The 20,185-nt window shown below is 36.7% G+C and carries 7 protein-coding genes; 1 reads left to right on the top strand and 6 read right to left on the bottom strand.

What is annotated here, in order from left to right:
• Window positions 1-404: 404 nt before the first annotated feature.
• The 4 genes from JST55_00850 to JST55_00835 form a co-directional block, all read right to left on the bottom strand.
• A complete protein-coding gene (locus tag JST55_00850; GenBank protein MBS1492023.1) occupies window positions 405-3,677 on the bottom strand; it encodes a T9SS type A sorting domain-containing protein in 3,273 nt (1,090 codons plus the stop codon).
• Between the two features lie 365 nt (window positions 3,678-4,042).
• Window positions 4,043-5,620 carry a T9SS type A sorting domain-containing protein gene (locus tag JST55_00845; protein ID MBS1492022.1) on the bottom strand — a complete coding sequence of 526 codons (1,578 nt, stop codon included), beginning with the start codon at window positions 5,618-5,620 and terminating at the stop codon, window positions 4,043-4,045.
• Between the two features lie 252 nt (window positions 5,621-5,872).
• The gene (locus JST55_00840) at window positions 5,873-8,416 is read right to left on the bottom strand and encodes a Cys-Gln thioester bond-forming surface protein (protein MBS1492021.1); all 2,544 of its coding nucleotides are present in this window, start codon (window positions 8,414-8,416) and stop codon (window positions 5,873-5,875) included.
• Window positions 8,417-9,004: 588 nt separating this feature from the next.
• Entirely contained in the window at window positions 9,005-12,982 is a 3,978-nt protein-coding gene (locus JST55_00835; protein ID MBS1492020.1) for a T9SS type A sorting domain-containing protein, read from the bottom strand.
• Window positions 12,983-13,587: 605 nt separating this feature from the next.
• Between JST55_00835 and JST55_00830 the strand changes: the two genes are divergently transcribed.
• On the top strand, window positions 13,588-13,944 hold the full coding sequence (locus JST55_00830) for a hypothetical protein (GenBank protein ID MBS1492019.1): 357 nt from the start codon (window positions 13,588-13,590) through the stop codon (window positions 13,942-13,944).
• A 335-nt stretch (window positions 13,945-14,279) separates the two neighbouring features.
• Here JST55_00830 and JST55_00825 read toward each other — a convergent pair whose 3' ends face one another.
• Both JST55_00825 and JST55_00820 read right to left on the bottom strand, forming a co-directional pair.
• Complete coding sequence (locus JST55_00825) at window positions 14,280-16,841, bottom strand: T9SS type A sorting domain-containing protein (protein MBS1492018.1); 2,562 nt, start codon at window positions 16,839-16,841, stop codon at window positions 14,280-14,282.
• A gap of 594 nt (window positions 16,842-17,435) precedes the next feature.
• The gene (locus tag JST55_00820; protein ID MBS1492017.1) at window positions 17,436-19,934 is read right to left on the bottom strand and encodes a T9SS type A sorting domain-containing protein; all 2,499 of its coding nucleotides are present in this window, start codon (window positions 19,932-19,934) and stop codon (window positions 17,436-17,438) included.
• Window positions 19,935-20,185: the final 251 nt, after the last annotated feature.

Genomic DNA, 20,185 nt, shown 5'->3' with positions numbered 1-20,185 from the left:
ATCAGTGTAATTTTATTTTTAACTATAGATATATAGTTAGGATTTTGTATTAATAAAAATAAATAAATTTGCATGCACGACGCCAGCAATGCTGCAAAAGGATTGAGAAACTTTGAGATTTATTAAAAGGTTACACGATAACAATTGAAATATAGCTCCGGAAATAATCTATATATGGTAATAATTGTATTGATGTAAATTTTATAACTTAGAGGTGTATAAAATTAAAAAAATTAATGCTTAATTCCTATTAATATATTATTGTTCTAAAAAAAAAGCCCCCTCCGAAATTCCGGAGAGGGCTTAAATTTTAATCACAAATTTCACTGCTTAAAAATGATATTTATAATTTATGAAAGGATTTTCTCAATTATTATATATCAGTGCGATCTATGATTTAATTATTATTTTACAAGCATAAGTTTCTTCACTGCTGAAAAATCTGCTGCCTGTATTTTATAAAAATAAATTCCACTTGAAAGTTTTGAAGCATCGAATTTAATTGAATAGAATCCTGCATCCTGAGTTTGGTTAACTAAGTTTGCAACTTCCCTTCCCATCATATCATAAATTTTTAAGCTTACAAAATTTGATTTCGGAAGCTCATAATTTATTGTTGTAGAAGGATTGAACGGATTCGGATAATTCTGCGATAAGTCATATTTGTTTGGTATTCCTACTTCAACTTCATTTGTTAATTGATAGTATTTATAGTTACCATTGAAATCAATTTGTTTCAATCTGTAGTTATATTTTCCTGTTGTAAGATTTCTGTCATCGTATGTGTAGGTGTGAACATTATTTGAAGTTCCGTTTCCGTTTACATTGCTGACTTTAGTCCAATCGCTTGTAACTGATTTTCTTTCGATATCAAATCCTGAGTTATTAATCTCAGAAATTGTTGACCAGTTAAGCTTTACTGTATTTCTTGTTACGATTGAAGTGAAAGATGAAAGTTCAACAGGTGCAATACCTTGATTTGCAATGATGAATGGAGAGAATGATGTAACACCTCCGGTTGAAGAAATCGTATATATTCCGCCTAAATCAACTATCGGATCACTTGGGACTTCTACATAATTTCCACCTGTAAAGTGACCTATTTTTAAAAGAGAGTGATTTACATTAATACCTTCAGCAGACCCGGGCCATCTGAAATTTAAAGTAGCATCTGAGCCGCCTGGTACGTCTTCAGAAATATTCCACTGAAGTTGAACTGCCTGATTGTTATCAATTGTTGGATTATCAATTGAATTTTGAACATTAATTGAAAAATTGTCAACCGTTCCAGCATTATTAATAAGAACCTGATTATAAGAAGTGTTTCCTATTGGAAATGCTATGAATGTATTTCCGACATTATTAATTTTAAGTTTTCCTGTACCGTTAGTTCTGACATAAGTTGAAGAGTTTCCTCCTACTGTAGAATTAACTGTGAGATCATTTGTACCGAGCTCAAGAAAACCATCAATCAGAGTCAAAGTTCCGATTGTAACGTTTCCACCTAAGGTTACGACTATACCTGAACCGTTAATGGTAATGCTGCTGTATGAACCTGCAGGAATAACCCCATCAGCAGTATACGTAATGTTTCGTAATGAATTTATGTATGCTGTATTTGAAGCATTATTTCCTGTACCGAATGTTAATCCCGTTGCTCCGCCTGTTGCATCTGTTCCGTTATAGTCAGCTAATACTGAGTTTGTGTTATTAGCATAAACAAAGAAATTTGTTCCTGATGTACCTGTCGCAATTAATTTCGGTGTTGGCGCAGACGTAAAGAAAGTACCTGCCGTACCTCCTGCAAGAGCGTGAATACATCCGTTAACACCTGCAGGATCTGAACCTGCAGTTTTTATCATAACTACTTCTGTTGTCGCAATATCAAATGTACCTCCAAGATTTGTAAAGAAGCTTGTATTAGTTAAACCTACATCCACTAAATAATCATCCGCAACTGAGTCTGCTGCCGTTGCATTGTTTCTTAAAACTATAAGAGTCCCTGCCGGAACGCTGCTCCATAAAGTGTTAGTAGTAAACTGGAATTTTCCACCCCCGTCAGTTGCCATACTTCCTGAAAAATCTTTTATAATCATTCCTCTCATATCAAGATTATTCTGAATTACTAATAATTCGACTCCGTCAGGTGTAGAATTCTGATATTTATTTATTACCACAGAAGTAATTTGCTCAAGTGTAAGTTGGTTGTTTGTAGCAGGAGATGTAAGAAAATAGTTTTCCGAACCTGCTGAACCATTGAATTCCAGTACTGCAACATAATAAGTTGTAGAACCGCTAAGACCCGTAACTGAAACACTTGTTTCTGTTCCGTTATAAACCACATAATTTCCTGTTCCTATCTGTGTGCCTGAACCGAACGCAGAATTAGCTGTATATGATACTCCGTTTACAGGATTTGCATCTACTGCGCTGCCTGATTTCACAAGGACGATTCTGTTCGTTCCGTTACCTGCATTAAAATTAATAGTAAATGAATTAGAACCTACTGATGCAAAAGTTACATTCGATGACTGTACTGTCGGCTGAGCAGACAATCCATTACCACTTACAGGAACGTTTGCATCTGGAGCACCTGTACTAGAGTTAACAACATTACCTGAAACTGAACCTGTGCCTGTTGGTGTAAATCTTACATCGATGGTAGTTGAATTTACTATTCCGCCTGATTGTGTAAGTGTTATATCGGATGTAGAAAAAGGATTTGCGCCAGTCCTTATTTCAAAACCTGTTGGCGGATGAATTAAAATATCGCTCGTTAAATTTGCTCCTGAAACTGTATAGCTTGAAGATGAAGATGAACCTCCAACAACTACTCCTCCGAATGCGCCTGTAAAACCAGTTAAATCTGTTGTAACTGTTGCACTTCCGACTATTTCTGAAGGAGTTACTTCTGACCATGCTACACCAACTCTCATCTCATCCATTACTAATACCGGAGTTGTTGCTGCTGCATCTTGTCTTAACAATATTTTTTGAATTCCGTTCAAATCCGTAAGTGTATTGGTTGCAGTTTGATTTGCAGCCGGCTCACTTCCGCCTAGAGCGGGATTTATCCAGATTTTTACAATGTCATTTGTAGTGCCTGCTACAATCTGATAAGACATAACTATTAAGTATGTTGTACCTGTATCTAATGGTGTTGCGACCCAGGCTGTATTGGCAGCCGTTGTTCTGGGATTGATACCTATATTGTATTGAGTAGTACCGGCTGCTGCATTATTCCTAAGCCAAACTGTTGCTGCATAGTTTGTAGTTGAACCGTTTTCAACGAAACCAACAGTATAGCCGCCCGTTGTATTAAGCGAAGATACAGAATTTACTTTAAGCAGAAATGATGCATAGACCGTTCCAGTTGCCTGATTAGTGAATACTCTGTAATTTTCTGACCCGGCGCCTCCGTATGTTATTCTGTTTCCTGTCGAAGCGGGAAAACCTGTATAAGTTAAATTTCCACTTTCAACCAATATCGAATCTCCTGTATTTAATCTTATCCATGCACCTGAACTTTGTGCGGATAATCCGTTAGTAGGACTCGCTGTATAATTAAATGGCTCTGTAAATAATTGTCCGAAACTAACATTTGCGCTTAATAAAACAAGCATTGTAAGTCCGATTGTTAGTAGAAACAAATGACTTTTGGAAGTAAATTTTCTCATAGTATGTATTTGAATTAATGAATGGTGTTAATGTAAATATTAATCAGTAATATAAAAAACGGATGTTATCAGGGTATTACGGAATAGGCGAGATAACAAATGAAGTAATATTTAATTGTTAAATTTACGCATTTATGTCTGCAAAATAAAGGTATTAATGCAAAACAAATTATTGATTACTAAGATTATAATTGATTTTTCTGAACAAATTAAATTAATAATTACCCGGATTGTTGATGATTGAAATGATAAGTTAATTTGAGTTTAATAGACATATTAATATGGAAATTAATATGGAATCAGAAAAGCCCTGTAGGAAAATTCCTGCAGGGCTTTGAATTATAAAATAATTTTTTAATAAAATTTTATTTGTTCAGCATCATCTTTTTCACTTCAGAAAAATTACTTGTTCTGATTTCATAAAAATATATTCCGCTGGTTAAAGAAGAAGCATCAAATTTTACCGAGTAAAATCCTGCCGGCTGTGATTGGTTCACAAGGTTTGCGATTTCCCTTCCCATTATATCGTAAACTTTCAGACTAACAAAATCTGCATTTGCCAGCTGATAATTTATTGTTGTTGCAGGGTTGAAAGGATTTGGAAAATTTTGTGATAATTCAAATTTCGATGGAACACCTAATGAAACTTCATTTGATAAGTCATAATATTTGAAGTTTCCGTTGTAATCAATCTGTTTCAGTCTGTAACTGTATTTTCCTGACGATAAATTGTTATCCTGGAATGAATAACTTTGAGGTCTGTTTGAAGTTCCGTTACCGGAAATGTTAGCAATTTTTGTCCAAAGTGAACTTGTGGATTTTCTTTCAACATCAAATCCTGAATTGTTTTGTTCATAAACTGTAGACCAGCTAAGTGATACATTGTTGCCGTTTACTGATGAAGTAAATGAAGAAAGTTCAACGGGTACAATGAAATTAGGAGCCCATGCAATTCCTCTGAAAACATAATTTGTTCCCGCAGTGGCAAGCATTGTTAATGAAGCTGTGCTGTCACCTGCATCTGTAACTGTAAACAATGTATCTTGTCTGACAGTATAAAGGATTGGATTTGCACCGGAGAAATCTCCGATAACACCTCTTTCACCTCCTGAAAAATTGTTCAGTGTATAATTATAAGTATATGGAGAAGTCCACGCAGTTGGTGAAGAATATTTTCTTATTCCCCCACCATTTGCAAATGAGCCGTCATCTGCAGCATAGACGGTTTTTCCATCCGTAGAAAATACATATCCGTAATTAGATTTAGTTGTGTATCCACCGGTTGTTTGCAGTGAAAGTGTTGCTGCGGTAGTGGGCAAACCTGTGCCTAAAGTATTAACTCCGTTGAATGAGCCTGAAGCAGAACTCAGATATAATTGATTATTGAAAATATTCAGAACTCTACTGTTCTGTGTAACAATAGAGGTTGGAGTTGTTGTTGAATCAGAATTTTTAGGATTATAAAAAACGGTTGTTGATGATGCTACCCATACATTACTTCCGTCTGCAACAGCTGATCTTAAATTTGTTGCAGCCGCGCCCGTAAATATAGTTTTTGTTTCGATTGTTCCGGCCTGATCTATAAATGCAACAACTCGTTGTGTGGTATTAGTTACTGTGGCTGTTCCGGGAATAGCTACATATCCACCAATTATAAGAAACTGACCATCTGATGTTAAATAAATAAATCCTTCTGAAGTAGAAGTGCCAGTTGTAGTTATAGGCTTGTTAGCACCTGACCATGTTACAGGCAGATCTACAGTTTGTACCAATGAACCTAACGGTGTAAACTCAAGAAGGGAAATTTTAGAAGCTGCAGATGTAAGTGAAGCAACTCCGTCACCGATTCTAACAACAACGATATTCCCCGGTGTAAATAAAGCAGCGTGTGTTAATGATGTGAAACCAAATAAAAACAAAAATATGTAAAGTAACTTTTTCATAGCTATAAAAGTGTTTAATTGAACATATAATAATATAAAAAAAATCCTAACAAAAACCTTACAAATATAAAATAAAAAAGCCCTGCGAGAAACCAAACTCACAGGGCTTTATGACATTATGTAACTACTTATACTTTATAACATAAATTTTTTAAATTCGTTTCTGATTCAAAAAAATTATAAATAAAAAAAGCCCCGTGAGAAGAAAAACTCACAGGGCTTAGGGTACAACCCATATAAACCAAATCTATTTTACTTTGTTACAATCATTCTCTTTACATCTGAGAAGCTGCTTGTTTCAAGTTTATAGAAATAAACTCCGCTGGCTAATTTAGATGCATCGAATGATATATCATATATTCCTGCTGCCTTTACATCGTTAACTAATAAAGCTACTTCTTTACCAAGAACGTTGTAAACTTTTAAGCTTACGAAATCCTGTTTTGGTACAGAGAAGGAAATTGTAGTTACCGGATTGAAAGGATTAGGATAGTTTTGTGATAATGAATAATCTTTAACAGTTCCTTCATTATTTGAAATTCCAATCGGGTTAGCAAGTATTCCTGCATTTTTTATTGAGAAGTCGTAGCTGCTCATACCTGAATTGTATTGTTTGCTAAGCTGGAAGTTCACTAAAGTAATGCTGCTTAAGTCAACAGATACACCGTTGATTTTGAACAGTGATAAATCTATTTCCTTAGTTGCATACGAAGATGTTAAAGGAACGTTAACAAACGGATATACATATTGTCCGTTTACCTTTGCTTCAAGGATAACGCTTAATGTACCTGAACCGATTGCTTCAAATCTTAATTTTGTGAAGTTTGTTAAGTTAACTCCCTCATAAGCACCATCTAAGCTTCTTGAGATATAAACTTTATCACCAAGATTTCCTCTCATTTTTACTCCGCCCGGGAATAAGAACGAATTAGAAGGTAAGGTTGGTGTGCTTGCCTGGAAGAAACTGAATTCACTTACTGTGCTTAATGGACCTGCATAGTTTCCATAAATACCGCCGCCTACAAATACAGCATCTTTGAATCCGTTGTTTTCTGACATAAATACCGATGCACTTGACATGTAGCCGATATTGTATGAGAATGAATTTTCTCCCGGTGTTAATGTGAATGCTTGATTAACAACCTGCTCTGGCATTCCCTGCTGTCTTGTGACATGAAATGCTACGTTAATAAGCTGATTTGAGCCGAAATTATTTTTTATATTCATTCTTATCTTTCCGTCATTTGTATATGATGAAGATTTAATGAATATGTCAGGTGATTTAAGACCAACTGTAGGATAAGCCACAGGCTTGAAACCTGCAAACTTAGTAAGTACGCTTCTTGTTATTTCAACTGCTGCTTCAGGACTTGCTGCCCAGATCTGATAGTTGTAAACATTGATTGTACCTGCAGGAACACTGTATTCCTGAATTGTCCATTTGTTATCTACTGTAAATCCTGCTGCTGATTCATATACGCTGAATATAATTGTGTTATCTGTGTAGTTCTTTGTAGGATTATATAATGCGCCTAAATAGAACTGATGACCATCGATATATTTTACTTCTAGCTGATTTAAATTTAATTTTGCTAATCTGTCGCATGCAGGCTTTGAGTGGCTGTATACTTCGGGTGCATTTGTTGTTGTTGAGAATATTGCCCCGACTCTTGTATTGCCTGCCTTATAATCAGCTGCATATGCAGATGTAGCATTTGAGATTCCTAATATATCAAAAGGTGTTGTTTCAACTCTTGATGTATTGAAAGGTCCCGGGTTCGGTGCTAATTGTGATAATGAATATGTCGGCGGGAACACGAAATCCTGATTTGCAATCAAAGGAGTTGTTTCGCCGTTCATTATTAATGTATGTCTCTTTAATAAAGCTGTTGCATAGTTATAGTTTGTTTCTACACCGCCTGAACCGCCGCTGCTTGTCGTATCGCAATGTAATACTAACTGCTGTGTTACGCATCCCTCAACTAATTGAGCGCCGCCCATATGCTGGGTGGTCAATGGATTGTTTATTGCTAAATATCTAATTCCCGGAGGAAGTATTAATGCGCCTGTTACTGTAACAGTTGTATTAGCGCCGCCTTTGGTAACTACTATCTTTTGGGTGAATCCGTCCGCTCCTGTTGTTACTGTTGTAGGTGATACTGTTCCACCTGCAGAAACTGATACGGTAAGTGTCTTTCCTGAAACTCCGACACCTAACTCGTTTACTACTTTTACCTTAATTGTATCTTTAATGCTGCAATCGTTCAATAAGCTTACAGGAACGATTGTCATCGGCTTCCATGGCTGGAATGTACCGTGAAGCATTGCTGCATCTATTATATCTTTTGCTCTGTCTCTTATATCAGCGTTTCCTGATAATGTGTTGTAATCAACTCCGTCTGTAAAATACCATATTGCAAGCTGAACTGCAGAAGCTTCTTTAGCTGCAGTTAATGAACCTGAGTAAGGAAGCGTTTTGTAAGGATAATAATTGTGTAATATCCATGCTACTTCAGGCTGTGCAAATCCTGAATCATTGAAATTGCCGGATGGAACGTTTACTGTGTGATTTAAGTCTATACAATATACTTTTGTTGTATGACCGTCAACTGTTGCGTTGATAACACCTGCGAAAACGTTTTCCGGGTTATGTGTCACCGGATTTGTAATTGTAACGTTGTTGCCATCAGAAAGACTTGTCAAAGCCATTACTGAGCAGCCGTTATCTGAATAACCTTTGTTAGCTACCGCGAAGGTCAGCATCACAAACATAAGGCCGTAAATGATTTTTTTCATATCGGGATGATGGTTTTATAATACTATTGCTAATACAGTTCCCGTGCCGTTTAAATATATTTCGTAACTGCTATATAAATATACATATTATGGTAATTTTCTCAAGTTACTTGAAAAAACTTTAGTAACTTGTATATTTTTATGTAGGTTAGAGGGTTTTAAGAGGAAAATAAAAGTATTTATACTATTATTTTTTTCTTGGGGAGTGAAATTGAAGGTTATATACTACGTTTTTATAAAATTTTTTAATGCATAAACTGATAATTCTTTGCTGTTTTTAAAATATGCTGAGATTTTTAATATTTGACTCAAAATAATAGTAGTATGACTACTGTTAATTTACAAATGTAGCAGTGATACTATATTTTTATGTACTATTGGCATGAAAATGACAGTTATGGCGTGATATCAAAGGATTTGGTTTTCTGATGCAGATGCTTTCCGCCGATTTTTAAGGAAAGAAAGAGTGTAACTCAACAAAAAAGCCCTGACTCCAATTAAGGAATCAGGGCTTTTAAACTTACGTTCCGAAGCCGGAGCATCGGAACGAGATACGAGAATTATTAATTATTCTCTATTCATTATTAATTATTTAAGCAGCATCAGTTTCTTTGTTGCTGAGAATTTATCTGATACTAATTTATAGAAGTATATTCCGCTTGAAAGCTTCGATGCATCGAACTTCACTGTATAGAATCCTGCTTCCTGATTTTCATTTACCAGATTTGCTACTTCCCTGCCCATCATATCATAGATTTTTAATGATACGAAGTTTGAGCTCGGAATTTCATAGCTGATAGATGTAGATGGATTAAAAGGATTCGGGAAATTCTGTGATAATGCATATTTTGTCGGTGCTCCTATTATTACTTCATTTGAAAGCTCGTAATAATGGAAGTTACCGTTATAATCTATTTGTTTCAGTCTGTAATTGAATTTACCTGCAGGTACGTTTGCATCTGAGTATGAATATGCTGTCTGCTGGTTTGTTGTTCCATGACCTGTTACACTGCCTATCTTTGTCCAGCCTGTTGTTGTTGATTTTCTTTCAACATCAAAGCCTGAATTGTTTGTTTCTGTTATAGTCGCCCAGTTAAGGTTTACATTTCTTCCGCTTACTGCTGATGTGAATGCTGTAAACTCAACAGGAAGTAAGTTATCCTGGTTACCGCCGATACCGAAATCTGAGAACGATGTAAATCCTGTTCCGCCTAATGTCGGTACTGCTGAAGGGCTTGTTGTTGTTACGTGATTTGCAAAGCTCCATCCCCACGGATTACCGCTGTCAGGTCTCTTTACAACACCTGTATATTGATAGTTTGTTGTACTTACGTTCATACTGTTACCGATAAGCTGAATATCGTATGTAAATCCTGCTAAACCGTCTCCTGCTGAAATTGTCCAGTATTGAGGAGCAAGGTTTATAAAGTTAACACCTAATTCAGTAGCCGGAATGTAATTTCCATTTCCCTGGTCAGGTAATGTACCTGAACCTGATGTATGATATACCGCTGTTAACGAGCCGCCTGTTGCAGGTGCGCCTGTGAAGCTGATAGATGCGCCTACGTAAGCTGCTGAACCGTTATCTAACGGGAATAATGAGCCTGATGTTGTTGATGTATTGAACCATCTCTTTATTGTACCTCTTACAGAACCGGCGCTTCTTGTTAATGCTCCGACGTTTCCTGTACCTGTACCGATTTCAAGTGTTCCGATTACAAGTATTCCGTTTGACTGGTCATATGTTCCGCTTATTGTAATGTTACCATCTGCCGTTACAACCTGATTGTTGCTGATTGTAAGATTATTTAAAGCTGTTACTGTTGAAGGAATATGAATTAAAGGATTATTACCTGTTACAACTAAGTTTGAACTTGAAGTACTTGATAAGTTGGTCAATGTACCTGCTAAAGGACTTGAGATTGAAAGTGTGTTTCCGCCGATAGCAAGTGTATTGTTTAATGTTAATGTTCCTGTTACGGTTACATCACCTGTCATTGTAGTAGCATTAGAAAGTGTCAGGTTTGAGCAGGAAGTTGTAGGTAATGAGCTTCCTGTGAAGATATAAGTTCCTCCAAATGAATTTGCAAATCCTGATACCTGTGAAAGAGCATTCAATGAAATTGAACCGCTTGTTCCTGAAAATGCTGCTGTACCTGTCCCTGTGAATGTTGTGGTGCCTAAAACTGTCGTTCCGGCTACTGTTAATGTTGTTCCTGTAGCAACTGTAATACCGTTTGAGTTTGTAAGTGTCAGTGTAGTACCGCCTGTACCGCCTAAGTCAGCAGTTGCGCCTGATATTGCCCATACACCTGTTCCTGAAGCTAATGTCATTGTTCCTGTTCCGGTTGTAGTTACACCATTTCTGAATGTCTTTGTAGAGTTACCCTGCCATGAAATTGTATTGCTTCCTGCTATTTGGAATGTGCCGTTAAAGACCGTTGCAGATCCGCCTCCAACACTGGCTAAAGTATTTGATAACCTAAAAATTGGAACTGTAGAAGCATCAACATTTGGAAAGAATGTTACACCTGATGCAGAGAAGTTGGATGATAAAGTATAATCTAAAATAGAACCATTATCATAAACAACATTTGAAATATTTACACCTGCGCCGTTGGCTGTTAAACCGGTTGCAGATACTCTTAAAATACCACCGCTGTTTACTCTTAATGTTGAACTTGAACCCCATGTAGGAGCTGTACCAACTGACCACACCATAATACCGCCGTTTTCAATAGTTATATCGTCACCTGTTCCATTATTGACAGTTAATGTTGTTGCATTATATGTTAATGTTCCACCGTTCTGAATTACAACTTCATCTATTGTTAATGAAGCCGCAGTACTGATATTGTGTCCGTTCCTTATATAAATTGTAGCTGCAGTTGAAGAAGGTACAAGTGTTGATGTAATCCAATTTGAATTATCAGGTGAAGATTCCCAATTCCCTGCTACATTCCAGTTTCCTGTTGCTACATTAGAACGGAAATAGTCTGTAGCAGAAGTAACATTATTTATAGTTACACTGCCGCTGGTACCTGTTATAGTACCATCTGATGCCGACATTGTGATTGAACCTGCCGTATTAAATTGAATATCGTTATAAGTCGCCACACCTGATACAGCTGATTTTGTTGTTGTACCTGAAATCGCGCCAGGACCTGATGCTTTGCTAAGTGTTATACTTCCTGTATAGTTTAAATCCACTGAGTTATCACTTCTTCTAGCCTCTACAGTAAATGCTGTAAGATTTGTACTTACATTTGCTGATGCCGGGACACTTACAAATGTTAAGTGGTCAGCTGCAGATAAAACTGTGAAGTTTGAACTTGCACCTGCAGTTAAACTCATACCTGAGTTAGTTGAAGCTAATATTGATACACCTGATTCCGCTGTATTATATGTTACTCCCGAAATTACTACAGTATTTGAACCATTAGTTATTGAGCCTGTTAATGTACCGCCTAATGAACCTGTACCTGAATTTAATGTTAATGTTATTCCTGTTGTAGAATTAACATTTGATGCAATATTTCCTGCGTCCTGCGATTGAACAGTTACGGAGAATGTTGTACCGACAGATGGCGAACCTCCGCCATTAACCGATGTTATTGCCAAATGGGTTGCTCCACCACCGCTTGTTGTTGCCTGACTGTTCGGATTATTTGTAGCCGTGTTCGTATTAAATTTTGTTGTAGCACCTGAACCATTGTATTCATAAATTCTGTACCAATATGTTGTGCTTGCTGTAAGTCCTGTAACTGTTACTGTATTACTGTTATTATTATAAACTACTTGCTCACCTGAACCGCCGTAAACTGTATTTGCTGAAGGGTCAGTTCCGTCTGTAGGAGCTGTGAATGAATTTGCAGTATTAATAATTACAACTCTTTTTGAACCATTACCATTTGTCCAGTTTACATCCATTTGCGAAGTTGTGATATTTCCAAATGTAATGGCAGATGCCTGTGTAGATGGTGCAGTCGGTGTTACTGAACCTGTTAAAGAAAAATCATCTAATCTGGCTGTACCCGTGCCTGATGCACCGCTCATTGTATATACAATTGTGATGGTTCCTGTTAAACCTGATATTGTATTTGATACTGCAGTTGAACCTGTATTAGCACCTGAAGTTGGAATTGTTCCACTACCAACGGATGTTCCGTTAATTGTCATAGACCAGTTCTGAGCACCTGTAGTACTTCTTACTCTCCAGAAACTGAAGTTTGTTACAGCTAAAGAGTAGCCTGCAGCAACGTTAAAAGTTAAAGTGAAAGTTGGTGTTCCGGATGAATTTGCTAAAGATAAAGAAGCACCAGAACTTCCAGCAAATCCTCCAAAAGCTGAAGCACTTGTTGTCCATGAAGAGGAACTTAAATTAGCATCAAATGTCCCTGGTGTACCTGTAAAAGGTTTAGTAGTAATTGACGTAGCCCCAAAATCATTAAGATAAATTACCTGAGCAAACCCCGAATTTGCACTGAATGCCATGAATATCATTACACAAAAGAAAAGCGATTTTAACATCGTATTTTCCTTTACTGTTGTAAATAGTTTTTTCATAGGAGAAAGTTTTTTTTGAATTAATAAAATTGAATAGTAATAATTTGTATTAATATGGTTTATGTAGTTAAATAGTCTATAAATGCCGTATTAAGGCAGTGTAAAATTTTATTATTTTGCCTGTAAGCCAACCGTAAGGTAAGTAAAAATCCCTGCAAAATAAATACAAAAGAGAGTATGTGAGCTATTATTATTTTACATATAAAATAAAAGTAAAACAAATCCTAACAAAAACCTAACAAAAATCGACTTTCTATACTTGTAGTATATCGTAGTATGGATATTTCTTTTGAGGTTTGTGATACGGTTTTTTTTCCATAAGAAAATGCGCGCAGCAACGGCTTTAGCGGGTTTAATATGTCATTTTCTCCTATGAAAACTCCGCGTTTCAGGCATTGAGGATTTGAAAATCCCTAAGGCGAAAACAAACGGAAAAATACTTTGTGAGGACTTCAAAATACCTGTTAAAGGGTGCGAGAGTCACTCCTCCCGCCGGAAAGAAGACTTTTACTGAGTGAATAGCGGCTTTTTGCTAATCCCCTGCCTTCAGAGGAAGCAGGAGAATTGTGCACATTAAACTATGCATAAAAAATAAAAGCCCTGTCATGTTAAACAAGTTCCCTCCCCTTAATAAGGGGAGGGTTAGGGAGGGGTTAAAGGGTAAAGATAAATTTGGTTTGCTCTTGCAGTTTACCTCCCCCTCCCCCCTCCTTATAAAGGAGGGGGTAAAACATGGTGAGAGAAACTTTTTAAAACACAAAAGCCCTGTCATGTTAAACAAGTTCCCTCCCCTTAATAAGGGGAGGGTTAGGGAGGGGTTAAAGGGTAAAGATAAATTTGGTTTGCTCTTGCAGTTTACCTCCCCCTCCCCCCTCCTTATAAAGGAGGGGGTAAAACATGGTGAGAGAAACTTTTTAAAAAATAAAAGCCCTGTCCTTATGTGGAGCAGAGCTTTTTTATAGGGGGAAACTGATTCAGAGTCAAGTTTCAAATGTCAAGTTTCAAATTTGATACAGCTGTTAATTCTAAACAGCTCTTCTTGAAACTCGTAACTCGTAATTTGAAACTGGATTAAAAAGGATTCCTGCTTACTCGTTCCAACCCTTCGGCAGGAATCCAGTTGTATTAACCCACACTTGCGCTTCGCTTTGCGAAGCTAATTAATAATTTATAATTTGTAATTAATAATTGCATACTGCGTGTTGGAGTTTTGCATCTGCTTTGTTATCAAATTATTCATTATTAATTACCGGCTTGCCGGTCCCGCTTCAGCGGGATTCATTATTAATTGAGCTTTTTATTTCGTTACAATCATACGTTTTACATCTGAAAAGCTCGAAGTTTCAAGCTTATAGAAATAAACTCCGCTTGAAAGCTTTGAAGCATCAAAGATAGCTTCGTATATACCTGTTGATTTAGTTTCGTTTACAAGTACAGCCACTTCCTTGCCGAGCACATCGAATACTTTCAGCGATACAAATTCCTTTGACGGAATGCTGTAAGAAATTTTTGTGACCGGGTTGAACGGATTAGGATAATTCTGTGAAAGCGAGAAGTCCTTCACGGTTCCGTTATTCTCACCGATGCCTACGCTGTTAGCGATAACAACTGCATTGCGGACTGAGAAATCTACATTGTTTAAAGAAGGATTGCTGCCTTTATCCATCTGGTATGTAATCATGGATACGCTGCTTAAATCAACGGGCTGACCGTTTACTATGAATGAACTGAGATTAATTTCTTTAGTTGTGAATGAGCTTGTTACAGGAATGTTGACATAAGGGTAAACATAGTTACCGTTAACTTTGGCTTCAAGATATACAGCCATTGTTCCAGCGCCCTGTACTTCGAATCTTATTTTTGAACAGTTTCTTAAATCAACTCCGCCGTATGATGCATCGAGTGAACGTGAGATATAAAGCTTATCGTTTAATGTACCGGTCAATCTTGCCCCGCCTGTGAATACTAATGAGTTGGCAGGAACTGTAGGCGTACCTGATACGATTAAGTTTGTGAACGTAGATACTGTGCTGGCTGAGCCTGCAAATCCGCCGTAAACACCGCCGCCTACAAATGCTGCATCTTTGAACTCAGTTGAGTTTGTCAAAGTAACAGATGCGCTTGATAAGTAGCCAAGAGAATTGAAAGTATATGTGTACTCCCCTGATGGTACGCTGATTGTCTGGTTAACTGTATTAGCAGGTAAGCCTTGCTGTGAAGTTATTACAAATGTGAACGGAACGCTCACTGTATTTGCAGTTGTATTATTGAATGTGAATTTTATCTTGCCGTCGTTTGTGTATTTTGCTTGTTTGAGATATACATCAGGATTTTTTAACGGAGTTGTTGAGTATCTTACTGACTGTAATGATTCATACTTTGCAAGAACCTTTTTCACAAGCTCGATAGCCATCTCTCTGTTTGCGCCCCAGCACTGGAAGTTGTAAATATTTGTTGTGCCGGCAGGTGCAGTGTATTCAGGGATAGTCCATTTGTTATCGACTACAAGCCCTGAACCTGTTTCATAAATGCTGAATGATATTGAATAATCTACTGTGTGATTTTTGTAATTGGCAAGCTCTGCCATGTAGAATTCTTTATCACCTAAATTTTCGATAGAAATATTTCTCAGCTCTGAACCTGATAATCTGTCACAGATAACTTTTGAGTGACTGTAGATATTCGGAGCGTTTGTTGTTGTTGAGAATATCGAACCGACTCTCTGTCCGTTTCCGTACTTGTAATCAACTGCGTAAGCTGAAGTTGCATTTGAAATTCCGAGAATATCAAACGGAGTAACTACAGTCGCAGTTGTACTGAACGGTCCGCTTATTGGGATAACGGTGTTCAGAGGATATGTTATCGAAAAGAAATCATTCTGGTTAGAGACCATCATTGATGTCTCGCCGTTTTCTATTTTAATATGTCTTTGTAATAAAGCTTCAGCCATATTGTAGGAGGATTCTACACCGCCTGCTCCTCCGGGACTTGAAGCATTACATGTAATTGTTGCCATTACTCTCTGGTACCCGAAGCATGGCTTTGCGCATACAAGTTTCTGATAGTTAGCTGGGTCTGTTCCGTGAATATATAATGTACCCGGTGTCATTTTTACTTTTGCCCTTGCGGTAAAAGTAGCAGTTGAATCTGTTCCTTTTGTAATAATAACTCTTGGTGTATATCCGTCTGCTCCGGTCACTCCGGATGCGGCAGATAATGTGCCTGAAGTAATTGAGAAAGTAACGGTTGTGCCTGAAACAGGATTTCCGTTTTCATCCAGCACTCTCACTTTTACTGTATCTTTTACATCACAGTAATTAAGTAAGCTAATTGGTGTAAGAACTAAAGTCTGAACAGGAGTTGTAACGCCTGCATGAAGAAGAGCATCGTCTTCAATTTCTTTAGCTCTGTCTCTTATTGGCGCATTATTGATTGTGGAATAATCAAGTCCGTCGCTGAATATCCAGATAGCCAATTGAATTGCTGCAGCCTCTTTCTGCACAGTGTTCATCGCACCTGCATAAGGATAAGTTTTTGTTGGGTAATAATTCTTTAAAATGTAAGAAATGTAAGAACCTGCATAACCTGAATCCACATAAGTATGCGGAGGGAAAATTGCAAGATAGTGTGCCAGATCCGTGCAGTAGAAAGATGCAGTGTTGGAATCGATTGTGCCTGCAAAAGTCCCTGCGAAAACATTCATGTTTCCATGTGGGGGATAAGGATTTGTAAAGACAACATTACTACCAATATCCGTGCCTGTAACTTTAGCCACTGAGATGCCTTTTGGAGAGGCAAACGCAGAGATTGTAAAACCTAAAATTGCAAGGAGAATTAAAATGGGGATAATTTTTCTCATAAATTTGGGTTAATTCGATTTATTTATATCAATGACAATGCCATAAAACAAGGGAAATACTATTTTGCAGTTTTTTATCACCAATAGTATTATAACTATCTTTAATATATAGTTGATAGAGAATGCTTGATAAAAAATCTTTTAAAGAAATGGCATAGTATATAAACTATTGAAAAAAAAATCGAAGTAGTACCACTACTATTTTACCCTCTTTTATAGTTGAATGACTATGTTTGATTTTTAAATAATGCAAAATTTTGATGGAAATGCAGGGTGGATTTTTGAAAAATATAGTATCAGATTATCAATTTATAGATATGCAGAGTGAAGTAAAAAGAAGTAAGAATACTGCTGAAAATGATAAAAGAAAGGAAGGAAAATAAAAAACCCGAACTCCTTAGTCCTTGCGGTCCAGAGGGAATATCGGGTTTTGTTTATAGGGGGACTCTTCAGAATTATAAACTATATTCTATAGTTTATAGCTTGTAAGTCTAAAAAGTGAACAACTTAAGAGTAATTAATATAAAAAAAATTATTTTCAATTCAAATGCAAAAAATACTAAGCGGCTCTGAAATTTCAGAGCCGCTAAACTATTATTTTACAAGAAGCATTTTTAATGTTTTTGAAAATTGCTGTTCATTTGAATTTGCTATTAACTTATAGAAGTATATGCCGCTTGAAAGCGTTGATGCATTTAATACAACTGAATGATATCCTGCAGTCTGAACTGAGTTTTCCAGAGTCATAACTTCCCTACCCATTACATCATATAACCTTATCTCAACTTTGCTGTCAAAAGGAAGTGAGTAAGCTATTTTTGTTGACGGGTTAAATGGATTAGGATAATTCTGACTCAGTTCGAATTTTTCAGGAACTCCGATTATAACTTCACCTGATAAATTAAAGTATTCAAAGTTACCGTTATAATCTGTTTGCTTTAATCTGTAATTATATTTTCCTGAAGAAAGATTATTATCAACAAAAGAATATGAATGAGAATTATTTGATGTACCGTTTCCGTTAACATAACCGACTTTTACCCATGAAGATGAAGCAGTTTTTCTTTCAATATCAAATCCGTTATTGTTTAATTCAGAGACCGTGCTCCAGTTTAAGTTAACATTGTTGTGAACAGTGTTTGCAGTAAACGAAGCAAGTTCAACAGGCAGCTGAGTATTATCAGGTCCGAATGCAACTGCTAATGGTGAACCAAACAATGGTCCTGCGGCAACAAGTGTGTTTGATGTTTTAAATCTATACATCGCATAATTGCTTCCTGAACTGAGAAAATTTAACCCTACCAGATGTGTCGGCAGCGTATTATTATTATATAGATTAATAAAATCTGCGCCTGTATGATCAAAATCATACTGGTATACTATTCTTGAGTTTTGTGAAGAGCTGCTTCGTTTTTCCATTACAACCTGAAAAGTAACATATTCCGATGAACTGCCTCCGGAAACAAAAGCATTATCATACGTAACAATAATTTCATTTGCAGTAATTTTATAGCTTAGTCTGTTTGGTACAGGTCCGGTTGAAAAATCAAAATCCATCCATAATGGAAATACAGCTGTAGTAACTAAACCTGTTGGTAATCCGGTTGAAGGAGGTGCAACTGCAGAACCTGTAGGGGTAAACGGATTAAAGTTTATAATTCCGTTTGTACCAACATACATTTGCAGATAACTTGTTCCGAAAAATCTTACAAAGTCACCTCCAAACTGGCCTGTTACATCGAATCTTCCGTCATTAACAGTTCCTGCGCTAATGGTTGTTACTGCTACACCGCTAACGATAAGACTCGTACTGCCCGTTGTGTCACGCCATGAAAATTCAGGCTGCGATGGTGACGGCGTTCCTCCGGGCAAGGAGTTTGCAAAATAATATAATGCAGTGCCTGAAGCTCCATTATTACCATAATAAACATTTGTCGGATCTTTGGGCGTAGCCGATTTTATCGGAGTAGAATAAACAACTCCCAAAGCAGTGTTATCTGTATTGTCAAATATTTTTAACGCAACTGAATCAATATTGCTTGTATTCCAGAAATTATTCTGAGCATAAATTGAATCTATTGAGTTATCATATAAATCAATAAATGGTGTAGTTCCATTCGTGTTATTTACAAAAACATTTTTACCGTCATCGCTTGTATCGGCATTTGTAATATTTCCAAGATTGGGCTTATGCCTGTTTTGTATAGTAACTCCCCATAGATTCCATCGGATTAGATTTCCTGTTATAATTGTATTTGGCTGACTTACAGCAGTACCGCCGGAGCATGCAATTCCGCTGCCGCCAAGTGACGGGCTATTTTGTATATTATTGCTGTCAATCTGGTTGTATGCAATCCTTACATAAGTAATTGAGTTACCTCCCTGAACGTTAATTCCGTATCTGTTATTTTTTATAACGTTACCTGTAACAATTGCGTTAAGCTGTCCTGATGAACTTAAAAAAGATATTCCACCGCAATTTGTGGAAGGTTTTAACAAAGTATTATTTGTAATCTTTATAGTATCCCCTACTCCGCTGTTTGCGAGATTTATCTGCGGCGTATTTACAAGCAGCCTGTCATTCCCTATAAAATAATTATCAGTAATGGTCATAGGAGTAGAAATATTAGAACCCGATTGAATAGCTGCACGGTAATTATTTAAAAACTGACAGTTGGATACGGTCATCCTGTTATTCGTTCGTAAAACAACAATTGCGGCATTAGTAAAGTTTGAAGCGATCAAACCGTTATTGCTGAATATACAGCTGTCAACTATTGCGCTTCCGTCATTAACTCTTAGAGCAACTGAATACTCAAGTGTAAGCTTTCGGATGACTGAGGAATTACTTGAGTCAATGCGTACTCCCGAAAATTTAGTTGTAGTATCAACCGGAGTAAATAAAATTCCTGTAGGAGGATTAAAGTACAAAGTTCCTGCACATGCAAGTGATCTGCCTGCGGCAAACTTTACAGTTATATCTGTATTAATATAAAGTGTGTCGCCGGCTTTCACTTTAATTGTATCATTAACTGTGTAATACCCTGAACCAAAAGTTACTACTCCGCCGGAATTTGTTACGAGGTCGTCCATGGTCCAACGCACCCCCGTTCCAGGAGTATAATAAGTTGCAAAGGTTTGAGAAATACATAAGAATAGAAAAAAGAAAACAATGGTGAATAGTTTCATTTTTAGTTTTTGCTTTGGGAAAAAATTTTAATGTAAATGAGTTTTCTTAGAAGTGTTACGCCAATTTACTCACAGCTAAGCACAATTTAATGATTATACTTCATTATTTCTACAACTCATTAAAAAAAAGAAATATTCTTAATTTTTTAATTTCT

This window comes from Bacteroidota bacterium, assembly GCA_018266835.1.
Taxonomy (GTDB): Bacteria; Bacteroidota; Ignavibacteria; order Tepidaquicellales; family Tepidaquicellaceae; genus JAFDZO01.
Note: the sequence above shows the minus strand (reverse complement) of the source record. Positions and strands in the feature narration are given on the sequence as shown.

What these genes read in the sequence shown, in the direction of transcription:
- JST55_00850 (MBS1492023.1), bottom strand. Translation starts at nt 3,677, where the DNA reads ATGAGAAAATTTACTTCCAAAAGTCATTTGTTTCTACTAACAATCGGA.
- JST55_00845 (MBS1492022.1), bottom strand. Translation starts at nt 5,620, where the DNA reads ATGAAAAAGTTACTTTACATATTTTTGTTTTTATTTGGTTTCACATCA.
- JST55_00840 (MBS1492021.1), bottom strand. Translation starts at nt 8,416, where the DNA reads ATGAAAAAAATCATTTACGGCCTTATGTTTGTGATGCTGACCTTCGCG.
- JST55_00835 (MBS1492020.1), bottom strand. Translation starts at nt 12,982, where the DNA reads ATGAAAAAACTATTTACAACAGTAAAGGAAAATACGATGTTAAAATCG.
- JST55_00830 (MBS1492019.1), top strand. Translation starts at nt 13,588, where the DNA reads ATGTTAAACAAGTTCCCTCCCCTTAATAAGGGGAGGGTTAGGGAGGGG.
- JST55_00825 (MBS1492018.1), bottom strand. Translation starts at nt 16,841, where the DNA reads ATGAGAAAAATTATCCCCATTTTAATTCTCCTTGCAATTTTAGGTTTT.
- JST55_00820 (MBS1492017.1), bottom strand. Translation starts at nt 19,934, where the DNA reads ATGGACGACCTCGTAACAAATTCCGGCGGAGTAGTAACTTTTGGTTCA.